Annotated in this window: 14 protein-coding genes; 9 read left to right on the plus strand and 5 right to left on the minus strand. The window is 41.1% G+C overall.

Going from position 1 to position 12655, the window contains the following annotated elements; all coding sequences use genetic code 11:
* Nucleotides 1-34: 34 nt before the first annotated feature.
* From maoP to waaA, 3 genes are all read right to left on the minus strand, one after another.
* The gene (maoP, locus tag PULV_RS16880; protein WP_086744291.1) at nt 35-358 is read right to left on the minus strand and encodes a DUF413 domain-containing protein; all 324 of its coding nucleotides are present in this window, start codon (nt 356-358) and stop codon (nt 35-37) included.
* Nucleotides 359-531: 173 nt separating this feature from the next.
* Entirely contained in the window at nt 532-1089 is a 558-nt protein-coding gene (locus tag PULV_RS16885; RefSeq protein WP_086744292.1) for a DUF1415 domain-containing protein, read from the minus strand.
* Between the two features lie 4 nt (nt 1090-1093).
* A complete protein-coding gene (waaA, locus tag PULV_RS16890) occupies nt 1094-2410 on the minus strand; it encodes a lipid IV(A) 3-deoxy-D-manno-octulosonic acid transferase (RefSeq protein ID WP_319609023.1) in 1317 nt (438 codons plus the stop codon).
* A 123-nt stretch (nt 2411-2533) separates the two neighbouring features.
* Here waaA and PULV_RS16895 point away from each other — a divergent pair, with 123 nt between their 5' ends.
* Genes PULV_RS16895 through hldE form a run of 3 tightly spaced genes read left to right on the plus strand, consistent with a single transcriptional unit; the run spans nt 2534 to nt 6030 of the window.
* Entirely contained in the window at nt 2534-3943 is a 1410-nt protein-coding gene (locus PULV_RS16895; RefSeq protein ID WP_193332309.1) for a capsule assembly Wzi family protein, read from the plus strand.
* A gap of 57 nt (nt 3944-4000) precedes the next feature.
* Complete coding sequence (locus PULV_RS16900; RefSeq protein WP_086744294.1) at nt 4001-4588, plus strand: SIS domain-containing protein; 588 nt, start codon at nt 4001-4003, stop codon at nt 4586-4588.
* Nucleotides 4588-6030 carry a bifunctional D-glycero-beta-D-manno-heptose-7-phosphate kinase/D-glycero-beta-D-manno-heptose 1-phosphate adenylyltransferase HldE gene (hldE, locus tag PULV_RS16905; protein WP_086744295.1) on the plus strand — a complete coding sequence of 481 codons (1443 nt, stop codon included), beginning with the start codon at nt 4588-4590 and terminating at the stop codon, nt 6028-6030. Before PULV_RS16900 ends, hldE begins: the two co-directional genes overlap by 1 nt.
* 29 nt (nt 6031-6059) lie before the next feature.
* On the opposite strand, the gene PULV_RS16910 is transcribed toward hldE, so the two are convergent.
* On the minus strand, nt 6060-6785 hold the full coding sequence (locus tag PULV_RS16910; protein WP_193332310.1) for a 3-deoxy-D-manno-octulosonic acid kinase: 726 nt from the start codon (nt 6783-6785) through the stop codon (nt 6060-6062).
* 127 nt (nt 6786-6912) lie between these two features.
* Here PULV_RS16910 and PULV_RS16915 point away from each other — a divergent pair, with 127 nt between their 5' ends.
* The 6 genes from PULV_RS16915 to glpG all read left to right on the plus strand — a co-directional run bounded on the left by PULV_RS16915 (nt 6913) and on the right by glpG (nt 12160).
* Nucleotides 6913-7971 carry a glycosyltransferase family 9 protein gene (locus PULV_RS16915; protein ID WP_227009432.1) on the plus strand — a complete coding sequence of 353 codons (1059 nt, stop codon included), beginning with the start codon at nt 6913-6915 and terminating at the stop codon, nt 7969-7971.
* Nucleotides 7964-8509 carry a D-glycero-beta-D-manno-heptose 1,7-bisphosphate 7-phosphatase gene (gene gmhB, locus PULV_RS16920; RefSeq protein ID WP_193332312.1) on the plus strand — a complete coding sequence of 182 codons (546 nt, stop codon included), beginning with the start codon at nt 7964-7966 and terminating at the stop codon, nt 8507-8509. Before PULV_RS16915 ends, gmhB begins: the two co-directional genes overlap by 8 nt.
* A gap of 133 nt (nt 8510-8642) precedes the next feature.
* Nucleotides 8643-9839 carry a glycine C-acetyltransferase gene (locus PULV_RS16925; RefSeq protein ID WP_193332313.1) on the plus strand — a complete coding sequence of 399 codons (1197 nt, stop codon included), beginning with the start codon at nt 8643-8645 and terminating at the stop codon, nt 9837-9839.
* Between the two features lie 66 nt (nt 9840-9905).
* A complete protein-coding gene (gene tdh / locus PULV_RS16930; RefSeq protein ID WP_193332314.1) occupies nt 9906-10931 on the plus strand; it encodes an L-threonine 3-dehydrogenase in 1026 nt (341 codons plus the stop codon).
* Between the two features lie 69 nt (nt 10932-11000).
* Nucleotides 11001-11318: a thiosulfate sulfurtransferase GlpE gene (gene glpE, locus PULV_RS16935; RefSeq protein ID WP_193332315.1), complete on the plus strand. Its 318-nt coding sequence runs from the start codon at nt 11001-11003 to the stop codon at nt 11316-11318.
* A complete protein-coding gene (gene glpG, locus PULV_RS16940) occupies nt 11318-12160 on the plus strand; it encodes a rhomboid family intramembrane serine protease GlpG (RefSeq protein ID WP_193332316.1) in 843 nt (280 codons plus the stop codon). The genes glpE and glpG overlap by 1 nt, the downstream gene beginning before the upstream one ends.
* On the opposite strand, the gene PULV_RS16945 is transcribed toward glpG, so the two are convergent.
* Nucleotides 12141-12536, minus strand: a complete 396-nt coding sequence (locus PULV_RS16945) for a flagellar basal body-associated protein FliL (RefSeq protein WP_086744303.1) — start codon at nt 12534-12536, stop codon at nt 12141-12143. The genes glpG and PULV_RS16945 overlap by 20 nt on opposite strands.
* Between the last annotated feature and the right edge of the window lie 119 nt (nt 12537-12655).

Consider the following 12655-nt stretch of genomic DNA (forward strand, 5'->3'; position numbering starts at 1 on the left):
CTACTCACTGAGCGCATTCGTTCAATTGCTTGAATTAGGCGTTAGAAAAATCAACGGTTGGGCGAGTGGTCTCTTTTTTGCCAAAAGCACTAAAAAACGTGTCTTTGCGTGAAATCTCTTTCTTATATTTTACCCATACTTTTTCTAAACTGGTTTGTGCATCTTTTGCGCCATCACATACCATCATAAAGTCATACTCGTCAGGTAGTTCAGGTTGCAATACTTTGTTTTGTAATTTGATTAAGGTATCACCGTAGCTACTTAGTAGTTCAGCTTCGCTAATCGAAAAAGAACCTGAACGGCGGAACCCCATCGGGAAGTTTATATCATCAAAAAACTCAAATTGACCGGTACGCATACATTTCTCCGCAAGACTGATTTACGAGCTAAATATGAATCAGGATTGGGATTTGGTAAAACATAATTTTTTTATCGGAAAGAACAAAAATATTTATCGTGTATCAGGCTGGCATATAAATATTTTTGTCATGTAAATGAGTGGATTAGCACAAAATAGAGCGCACTAAGAGATTATTGTTTTGTAGGTTTATTGATACAGTTCTCTAGCAACTGCTGCCAAAAATCACGGCCTTTACGCCTGGCGAGTTTTATATTGTGTTCTGGAATAGATTCAGGTTGGTCATAGTCATCTAAAGCCATACTCATACTGTGCTCACGGATAAGATGCAGCGTCGGATAAGGAGAGCGATTGGTATAGTTGGCAGCATCATCGGGTTCACTGTCAGCAAAGACGTAGTCAGGGTGAAAATTTGCAAGCTGATATGTTCCTTCAAACCCTTGCACTGCTAACATGACGTTCGCCAAATCGACTAGCGCCAAAAAGTCATCAAAGTCCGAAAAGCCTTCAGGGTATATGAGCAGGGTGGTTTCTATTTCTGGGTGTTGCTCAAGTTCAAAGCAGCCATCTAGCATACTCATAACAGCATCTTCAGCCGTATTTTGCTCACAAAGCGTGTATTGAATCTTGTTGCTGGCAACTTCCGCTCGGGCAAATGGGCAAAAGTTATATTTAACAATTACATCATTCACCCAGAGTTGTGTTTGTATGATGGCAGGATGTTGAGACATAATATTAGTCCAAAAATTTATAAATAAGATCCACCGAATGTGACAAGGCACCTTGATTGGCGAGTACAAATTGTTGTGCTGCACCACCGAGTTGCTGTCTGTATTCGGGCTGATTATGCAGCTCAATTAAGTGGTTGCTGAGCTCTGATTCGTTTTCGCATCCCAAGCAAGCTTGGTGATTGTATAAACCCTGATAAACCTGTTGAAAATTAAACGTATGCAGCCCAGTGATAAGTGCGCAGCTAAATGCTGCAGCTTCGAGTGGGTTATGCCCACCTCGCTGGATTAAACTACCGCCAATAAATGCGACATCCGCACTGCCATACAAGGTTTGTAGCTCTCCCATAGTATCACCCAATAACACTGAAACTTTGTCATCATGAGCAGGTGAAGTTGGCTGGCTTCGTCTACGATAGCTTAACTTCTGCTCCGCAATTAATTGTGCAACACTGTCAAAGCGTTCAGGGTGGCGTGGCACCAAAATAAGTAAGGCATGTGGTTGCTGAGCCAAGAGTGCTTGATGGGCGCGAAGAATGAGTTCATCTTCTCCTTCATGAGTTGAACCCGCAATCCAAATAAATGGATGGGCACTGAGGGAGGCTTTTAGTTCTGAGGCTTTCTGTTTTATCAGTTCATTGAGTTGGATGTCAAACTTGATTGAACCGGTAACACAGATATCTTCAGGCGCTACGCCAAGTTTGATGAACCGCTCAGCATCTTGCTGACTATGCGCTGCAACATATCTCAATCCTTTGAAAATACTCTCAGTGAAAAACGCTACTTTTTGATAGCCTTGTGCTGATTTTTCAGACAAACGAGCGTTGAGTAATAAAGTTTGACTGTGATAGTGAGTCCCGTAATGGATTAAATTGGGCCAAAGTTCAGTCTCTAAGATAACCACTAATTTGGGATTAAAATGACGGTAAAAGCGTTTGACAGCAAAAGGTAAATCCAGTGGTAAATAAACATGACTGACTGTATCGGCAAACGTTTGTTTTATTTGCTCTCTCCCTGTAGGGGTATTACAGGTGATCACAACCGGAAGATGAGACATAGCGAGATAGCGTTTTATCAACGGCGTAGCAGCGATGACTTCACCCAATGAAGCACAATGGAACACGATAGTATCTTGTTGCTTTGCTTGACGATAAAATCCGAATCGCTGGGCTAAATGCTGTCGATAGCCTAGGTTTTTTTTTCCGCGTCGCCAAAGGTGAGCAAAAATTAAAGGGCTAAGAATGTATAAAATTAAGCTATAAACAATGCGGGCCATAAATAGCAACAATGAGGTCTGATAGGCAATATGGTAGCTTTTTTTCAAGCAGAACAACACCTGTAACCGCGATTAAAACATTAAAGATAACAATTTTAAACAAGCCCTCAGTGTCATCTTTAAAGTAGATTTGGTACCATCAATCAGCCTTAAAATCAGTGCACCAAATTTATGAAATTAAAATATTTATCAACGTTACTTCTCGCTCTGTGCAGCTCGCCGTTATTAGCCAAGCCCACTGCATATTTACCTATTCATATTGATAGTCATTTAGAGCGGCAAGTAGATACAATGTTTGTGCTTACAACGGGCACCCCCATGAGTAAGCCGTATGCATTTAATGAAATTGATATTGCATTACGACAATTACGTACGGTCGATAAAGCACTTTATGATGCCATTCGTGTAGCTCTTAAGCCTTATCGAGGCCAAGATCAGATCAGCCGCTCAGGAATAAGAGCAACGGCTAAATATGAAAAAACGATTGCTATCCCAAATCAGCGCGGTTTACAGTCAGATGAATGGGGACAAGGTTTTTTTGAAGGAATATGGCGCCCAAGTGAATCAACTCTGGTTCAAGTGGGCCTAGATTATCGGTTTTCTTCAGGTGATTTAGTTGCGTATAACACCTTTGTTAGTTTGGCGGGTGAGTCGTTACAACTTGATGTCGGTTATAAAGAGCATTGGTTTTCACCTTTTAAGCATTCAGCGCAAATGATCTCGACTAATGCCAAAACATCACCTTCGATTTCTTTAGGTCTCACTCAACCAATTGCTGATTGGTGGAACCTTGATTTCGAACTGTATTATTCTAAATTAGAAAATGTTGAAAAAGGCATTGGTTATCAAGGTGAGTGGCATGATGGTCGGCCATTGGTTGCTGGTACACATTTAAGTATAGAGCCTATTTCCGGATGGAAAATAGGTCTAAACCGTATATTGCATTTTGGTGGTGGACCACGAGAAGTCAGTGTTAAAGATATTTTTAAAGCGTATTTTGATCCGGCTAGTAATGATAATAAAAATGGTGACGATGAGGAATTGGGAGATCAACTCGGTTCGATAACCAATGTGTTTAATTTTAACTGGGGGACACCTGCAGAGCTTTATTTCGAATATGGCGGCGAAGATACCAAAGAATATAATAACTATGAGTTTGGTAACGGTGTTTTTGCAGGGGGAGTATATTTACCTAAACTCACGTCAAATTGGTCTATTCGTTATGAATATACTAGCTGGCACTCATTGTGGTACGTGAACTCCATTTATAAATATGGAAATACCAATGATGGTGCCATTTATGGCCATTTTGCAGGGGATCAGCGCACCTTTAGTGATGCTACGCCATCAGATATCCATCTCATTGATATTGGGTATAACGAAGATATCAACTCGTCATGGCATGTTAAATTAACCACCATAGATAACCTTGATTCTGCCACTGATTATCAACGCTCGTTAGAGTTACAGTTGAGCAATAGCCGTAAGTGGCAAGAATATCGTATAGAGAGTCAAATTACTTACGGAACAGATGTATTTGATGAAAAATATGGTCATTTATCGGTGACTTGGTTTTGGTAAAACCACGCTCAATTTATAGTTTGAGCTCTTTAAAGCTTAAGCTGGATAGGAAAAATTATGAATAACCCAGAAATCGAAAAGAGTTATGCTGCTAGCTTAACACGCCACAGAACCGCATTTGCAACCCTTGAAAATCATCAAGTGGCAGCATTAACGTTATTAGCGCAGTGTCTTGAAACCTTAAAAGCGGGTGGAAAAGTGATCTGGTTTGGTAATGGTGGTAGTGCCGCTGATGCCCAGCATTTAGCTGCAGAGTTTGTCGTGCGATATAAAAAAGAACGCGGACCTTTAGCGTCAATTGCGTTAACCACGGATACCTCTATTTTAACCGCTCACTCTAATGACTATACATTTGATACTGTATTTGAGCGTCAAGTACAGGCGCTGTGTAAACCACAAGATTTAGTGATTGGACTCACCACATCAGGAACGAGTAAAAATATCAACCTCGCGCTGGCAGCGGCTAATCAGTTAGGAGCATTTACTGTTGCTTTAACTGGCCGAGATGGTGGAGAAGTTAAAAATATCGCCAACCTGCCAATTATTATTAACAATGATGAGACGGCGCGCATTCAAGAAGCGCATATGTTTATTGGTCATTGGTTATGTGAAGCACTCGATTTGAGTTGGCAGGACGAAGCATAATGGATTTATCTCTGTTTAAACATTTATCAAATGCCAAGGTATTAGTGGTAGGTGATGTGATGCTGGACCGTTATTGGCATGGCGATTCAGGTCGAATTTCACCCGAAGCCCCAGTGCCAGTTGTGAAAGTCAGTCAGTTAGAGGATAAGGCTGGTGGAGCGGCTAATGTGGCCAAAAATATTGCGCATTTAGATGGAAAAGTGAGCTTGCTCGGTATTATTGGTGACGATGAAAGTGGTGAGACATTACAAAAACTACTTAATCATGAGCATATTGCCTCTGAGTTAGTTATCCAAAATGATCATCCAACGATTGCAAAAATGCGGGTAATTAGCCGTCACCAACAAATTGTTCGTCTTGATTTAGAAGAAAACTTTACAGCCGCACACAGCCAACTTTTACTCGACCGTTTACGGGATGTCGTTTCTGATTATGACTTTGTATTATTTTCAGATTATAACAAAGGTTCGTTAGCACTTATTGAACAGATGATTTCTCTGGTCAAAAGTGCGGATAAAATAGTGCTTGTTGATCCAAAAGCGAAAGATCTCTCTCGTTATCGAGGAGCGGATTTCATTACCCCTAATTTAAGTGAGTTTAAAGCGGCAGGTGGGGAAGTGGGTTCAGAGCAAATTATTACAGACTCGGCTCGTAAAATAATTCATGAATGTGGCATCAATGCCATGTTATTGACGCGCTCAGAGCAGGGTATGTCGTTAATAACGCCAGATGAAAAATATGATTTCCCAGCCCAAGTTCGAGAAGTATCTGATGTGACCGGCGCAGGAGATACCGTTATCGCCACGTTAACTGTGATGTTAGCTGCCGGTATGCCCGCTAAAGATGCTGTTGAGGTTGCCAATCTAGCCGCAGGTTTAGTTGTTGCTAAGCTAGGTGCTGCAACTGTTCGCCCGGAGGAGTTAACTCGTAAGTTAAACCAATACTTACTCGACACTGGCGAACATTATCAAACACCGTTTACTGATGTGCTACAGCATATTGAACTGGCTAAAAATGCGGGTGAAACCATTGTATTTACCAATGGTTGTTTTGATATTTTACATGCCGGCCATGTACGGTATTTAGCCCAAGCCAAAGCGATGGGGCATAGGTTGGTGGTTGGACTTAATAATGATGAGTCCATCGCGCGATTAAAAGGTCCAGAGCGTCCCATTAACCCGCTTGAAGAGCGTGCAATGGTGTTATCGGCATTGTCGTCAGTTGATTGGGTGATCCCTTTTGGTCAAGAAGATCAAAATGACACACCTGCGCAACTAATAGAACAAGTAAATCCCGATATTCTGGTAAAAGGCGGCGACTATACTGTTGATCAAATCGCTGGGGCTGAGTTTGTATTAGCTCAAGGTGGACGGGTCGAAGTGCTTGAGTTTTTAAATGGTTGTTCCACATCGAATGTGATTAAAAAAATTAAAACACATTAAGCGGTTATTTTGATGAAAAGCCTGATGCATCAGGCTTTTTTTATGGCACAAAGGTAATGAGAATGCAGTGTTTGCCAATCACTGTGTTGCCAATAAAATACAGGATGTTTGGCCTGCTGCTTATTGAAAGAGCGTTGCAAACGCGTCATGTTGGCGTGTTGCCAATCGTGTGCAGGGGTTTTCAGCTGCCCGCGATCAAAATCAATTAAATACACCTCACCTTGGTGATCAAACAGAATATTATTAATATTTAAATCGGCATGAAACACCCCTTCATTATGAAACTTAGCGATGCCATGTGCCACTTGTTCGATTTCTATCTGGGTTAATGAGCGACTTTGTAAAATGTCGAGCACACTTTGCGCTCCTTCTATCGCTTGAGTGATGATATCGCCACGATAAATCAGTCCACTTGGTATAAATTGCGCAGCTATTGGTTTTGGCACATTGAAACCTTGCTCTGATAAATGCGCCAACAAGGCAAACTCTTGGTACACTCGCGATTTTTTTAGGCCCAAATTAAAGTATTGATCAGTCACTATTTTGCCAACCAGGCCACCGCGCCAATAGTGACGAATAACTGCTTTGAGTCCGTGGTGTTCAAAAAACCACGTACTGGCTCGGCCGGTTTTTTGTGCATAAACCTTATTTTGCTGATGCCAAAAATCTGCGGAAAACCAATTTTCACAGACGTCAGTCGGGCTTGATGGTGTTAAAAGAAGGGTCGATTGTTCAGATTGTTTTACTTGAATCATCAAACTTAAGCACCAAAAACGAATAGAAAACGTAGTTTACAATAAGTTTGCCACAGTGAACATTTGGTTTGTGGGTCTATTTACATTAAGATCATGACTTATGTTGTTAATCAACTACAGGATTGTTGTGAGCGCTAAACTAAACCTTAAAGAGATTTGTATTCTTCGTTTGTCAGCCATTGGTGATGTGTGCCATGCGGTGGCTGCGGTTCAAGCTATTCAACGTCAGCACCCTAAAGCTGCTATTACTTGGGTTATTGGTAAGGTTGAAGCAATGCTACTGGCTGACTTACCTGGAGTTGAATTGGTCATATTTGATAAGAAACAAGGTAAATTAGCCTACCAGCAGCTTAAGCAACGCTTTAAAGGGCGCCAATTCGATGTACTTTTACACATGCAAGTCGCATTAAGAGCGAATTTTGCTGCAGCATGTATCCCAGCAAAAGTGAAGGTAGGTTTTGACTGGCATCGTGCAAAAGAAGCACATAGTTTATTTATTAACAAAAAAATTAAACCGCAGCATGAGCCTCATGTATTAGATGGCTTTTTTGCCTTTGCTCATTGTCTTGGTGTGACACAATCTGCTGTAGAATGGCAAATGCCTTATCAAGACACTGATGAAGCTTGGGCTAAGCAGCAATTAAGTGAATGGTCAAAAGTATTTGTAATTGCACCCGCTGCGAGTAAAAAAGAGCGTAACTGGTTACCCGAGCGTTATGCTGTTTTAGCGGATTATGCCCAAACAAAAGGGTTTAAAGTTGTGCTCAGTGGCGGGCCAACTCAAATGGAGCAAGAGTTAGCCGCGCAAATTATCGAACATAGTCAAGCTGATATTCTTAATTTGGTCGGCCATACGACTCTTAAGCAACTGTTATGTGTACTCAAACACGCTGATTTAGTGTTAGCGCCGGATACTGGTCCTGCACATATGGCAGTTACAGTTGGGACACCTGTGATTGGGTTGTATGCACACTCTAACCCCAAACGAACTGGCCCTTACCTATATCAAGAATATGTGGTTGAAGTGTACCATCAAAATATTGAGCAACAGTGTGGCAAGCCTGCGGCCCAATTGCCTTGGGGCAAGCGAGCAAAAGGTGCAGATTTAATGGAACAAATAACGGTTGAGTCGGTGTTATCTATGTTTGAACATGTTGTACAAAAAGAGCAACTTTTAAATGAATAAGGCCGTTTTTCTCGATCGCGATGGTGTGATCAATGTCGACCATGCGTATGTTTATAAAATTGAAGAGTTTGAATTTGTCGCGGGTGTGTTTGAAGCTTGTCGCCACTTTGTTCAGTTAGGTTACAAGCTTATAGTGGTTACCAATCAATCGGGGATTGGGCGAGGATATTATACAGAAGTTGATTTTGCGCACTTAACCCAATGGATGAAAGCCCAATTTATAGCGCAAGGAGCGCCGCTGTCTGAGGTGTATTTTTGTCCTCACCATCCGACCAATGCATTAGCGCAGTACCAACAGGACTGCGACTGCCGTAAGCCAGCTCCAGGGATGTTATTGCAAGGTATTGCGCAATTTAATATTGATGCGAGCAAAAGTATCATGATTGGTGACAAACCCTCTGATATAGCAGCAGGAAAAGCCGCTGGCGTGGCTCGTTGTGTCTATATCAAAGACTTAAGTGCAGCGACAGCGCAAGAGTTGGCTGAATTTGAAATATGGCCATCATTAGCGGATGCGATTCAAAAGGTAATTATTTAAACGGTTGGAGTGGTCCGATCGCTAACTAAACAGTGCAATTGTATGTTGAAACTTTTACAATGCGCGTCAGTTTTTAAGCATAACTTTGATTTTTGGTTATGGTTTACTCGTTCAAATACTTTGGAGAAAACAGATGAGAGCATCTGCGTTTTATGAGCAGCTAAAGCAGCAAATTAATGAAGTAAAAGCGGAAGGTTTGTATAAAAGTGAGCGTATTATCACTTCACAACAACAAGCTGAAATTCAAGTTGCCTCAGGTGATAAAGTAATAAACTTTTGTGCCAACAACTATTTAGGTTTAGCTAATCACCCAGAGTTAATTGATGCTGCAAAAAACGGCTTAGATCAGCATGGTTTTGGTGTGGCATCAGTGCGTTTTATTTGTGGCACACAAGATATTCATAAGCAATTAGAAGCCAAAGTTAGTGAGTTTTTACAAACTGAAGACACTATTTTGTATTCGTCGTGCTTTGATGCCAATGCCGGGTTATTTGAAACTATTTTAGGTGCTGAAGATGCAATCATCTCAGATTCACTTAATCATGCTTCGATTATTGATGGTGTACGTTTATGTAAAGCGAAACGCTTTCGTTACGCAAACAATGATATGGCCGATCTTGAACAGCAACTTATTGCAGCCGATGCCGCAGGTGTTAAAACTAAACTCATTGCCACCGATGGTGTTTTTTCAATGGATGGCGTGATTTGTAATTTAGAAGCGGTGTGTGATTTAGCCGATAAATATAACGCTTTGGTCATGGTTGATGATTCTCATGCAGTGGGCTTTGTTGGCGAAAATGGCCGTGGTACTGCTGAGTATTGTAATGTCATGGATCGTGTTGATATCATTACGGGTACACTTGGCAAAGCGCTGGGCGGTGCATCAGGTGGTTATACGTCAGGCCGCGCAGAAATTGTTGAATGGTTACGTCAACGTTCACGTCCTTATTTATTTTCGAATTCTCTGGCGCCTTCAATCGTTACGGCTTCATTAAAAGTATTGGATATGCTTGCAGAGGGTGAAGCACTGCGCAATATATTGTGGAGTAACGTAGCGTATTTCCGTGAAAAAATGGAAGCCGCTGGTTTTACTTGTGCGGGTAAAGACCATGCAATTATTCCTGTGATGTTAGGGGATGCAAAAGTCGCAGCTGAAATGGCAGATAGATTGTTAGCAGAAGGGATTTATGTCACTGGCTTTTCTTTCCCGGTTGTACCTAAAGGTCAAGCGCGTATTCGTACTCAAATTTCTGCAGCTCATACCCAAGCGCAATTAGATAAAGCAATTGATGCTTTCACGCGCATTGGTAAAGACATGCAAATTATCTGATCTATAGTTAATCGATATTGAACAAACAGCCTCTTTTTTGAGGCTGTTTTTGAAGGTGAACAATAAATGAAAGCATTATCTAAATTAAAAGCCGAAACAGGCATTTGGATGACAGATGCGCCAAAACCAGAAGTTGGCCACAATGACTTATTAATCAAAATTCGTAAAACGGCGATCTGTGGAACAGATGTGCATATTTACAAATGGGACGAATGGGCGCAAAAAACCATTCCAGTACCTATGGTTGTCGGCCATGAATATGTGGGCGAAGTCGTTGATATGGGTCAAGAAGTTCGTGGATTTAACGTTGGTGACCGCGTCTCTGGTGAAGGACACATTACTTGTGGGCATTGTCGTAATTGTCGTGCAGGTCGTGTGCACTTGTGTCGTAATACCATAGGTGTTGGTGTTAATCGTGAAGGCTCTTTCGCAGAATACCTTGTGATACCCGCTTATAACGCGTTTAAGATTCCAGATAATATCTCAGATGAATTAGCCTCTATTTTTGACCCGTTTGGTAATGCTGTTCACACTGCCTTATCGTTTGATTTAGTGGGTGAAGATGTCCTTATCACAGGTGCAGGTCCGATTGGTATTATGGCTGCTGCGGTTGCAAAACATGTGGGTGCACGTTATGTAGTTATTACTGATGTGAATGAGTATCGCCTTGAACTTGCTCGTAAAATGGGCGCTACGCGTGCTGTTAACGTGGCCAATGAAAAGCTTGAAGATGTGATGAAAGAGCTTGGCATGACTGAAGGGTTTGATGTGGGCTTAGAGATGTCTGGGGTCCCATCTGCTTTTACAAATATGCTTAGTAATATGAATCATGGCGGTAAAATCGCTATGCTCGGTATTCCTCCTTCAGATATGGCGGTCGATTGGAATCAAGTGATCTTCAAAGGTTTGGTCATTAAAGGAATTTACGGACGTGAAATGTTCGAAACTTGGTATAAAATGGCCAGTTTAATCCAATCTGGATTAGATTTATCACCGATTATCACGCACCAATTCCCAATCGATGAATTCCAGCAAGGCTTTGACACTATGTTGTCGGGCCAATCAGGTAAAGTTATTTTAGACTGGTGTTAATTGATTAGTTAACACGTTAATATTAAGGGGCATTGGCCCCTTTTTTTATCATTTCATTTTGAGGTAGTTATGGCATTTAAACATTTATCAGCGGCGCAAGCGAAAGAACTTATGGCGGGCGACACGACTGTGGTGGCGGATATTCGAGATGAAAACTCGTTTGCGCAAGGGCACATGCCACAAGCTGTTCACTTATCTAACGCAAATATTGGTCAATTTATGATTGAAAGGGATTTTGAACAGCCAATAATAGTCGTTTGTTATCATGGAATTAGTTCTCAAGGTGCGGCTAATTATCTGATTGAACAAGGCTTTGAAGAGGTTTACAGCATGGATGGTGGCTTTGATGCTTGGTCTAAACAATTTATGGATGAAATTGAAAGATAATGGTGAACTTAGCCTCTTTGAACAATCCCCGTGCAGCTCAAGCGTTTGTTGATTATTTAAAAAACCAGCAAATAGAAGCTCAGTTAGCGGTGGAAGCTGCCGATCAAGTCGCAATATTGGTTGATGGGGCTAAGTTAGAAAAAGCACAGCGCTTATGGCATGAATTTGAACAACACCCGAATGATGAAAAGTATTGGCAGGCCTCGTGGCAAGTGGGCACTACGGATTCTGCATTGAGCTATCAGGGTTCATCATTCAATCTAATTAGTCGCTTTAAAGCGTTGAGCTGGCTTAATCAAGCGGTCAGTTTAGTGTGTGTTGTTTTATATTGTTTGTTTGTACTAGGTGGTTTTAATAGCTTATTTGCTATTTTGAAATTTGATCCAAGCAACCCTATTCAATGGTTTACGCCAGCAGTAATCCATTTTTCTGCTATCCACTTAATTTTTAATTTAATGTGGTGGATGAGTTTAGGTGCAAAAGTCGAAAAACGCTTAGGCGCCACACAATTGGTGTTTATTTTTATTATTACGGCACTATTTAGTAATTGGGTGCAGTTTTTAATGGTCGGAGATAACTTTGGTGGGTTATCTGGTGTGGTCTATGGTCTGTTGGGCTTTTGTTGGATTTATGGCTATTTAACTGGGGATTCGGTAATTAAAGTCGATAAACCGATAGTTGGTTTTATGCTTGTCTGGTTAGTATTAGGGTTTGCTGATGTGTTATTTGTTAGTATGGCCAATTGGGCACACTTATTAGGACTTGTTTCGGGTGGGTTTTATGGCTGGTTTCTATCGACAACAAAACCAGCCAAACTAAAGGCTAATGATACAAATACTTAGTAAACAAAATATCTTTAATAATTTCGTTGCCGGTCTCTTGTTTTAGTAATTTCTTTACTTCGGCAACGCATTTTTTGCGAATTTCTTCACGGCCAGTTAATGATTTCACCTTTTCCTCAGGCTCTTTACTTAAAATTTCAACAATGGCATCACGCAGTAATGGATCATGGTGCTCAACGACAGCTAAGTTGCCCATATCTTGGATCATCAGTTCTACAGTGACACGAACATAACCCATTTTTTTAGCTGAAGTGCCAATATAGTTAGTTATGACGTCAGGCTCAAAGCCATAGTAGCCTATGTTTGAAGCTGCATAGCTGTTTAAGCTGGTAAATTGGAGCCCAATAGCGCAAATTAAAACGGCTAAAAATCGCATGCTTATTTCTCTTTTAATAAAGTTTGATGACGTAAATGTGTGATTTAACAGTGTTATGATATCTGTTTTAGCAAATTATAGTCCAGCATTTATAGCAAGATCATTCTTTCTTTAACTTT

It is taken from the genome of Pseudoalteromonas ulvae UL12 (assembly GCF_014925405.1).
In the GTDB taxonomy this organism is placed as follows: domain Bacteria; phylum Pseudomonadota; class Gammaproteobacteria; order Enterobacterales; family Alteromonadaceae; genus Pseudoalteromonas; species Pseudoalteromonas ulvae.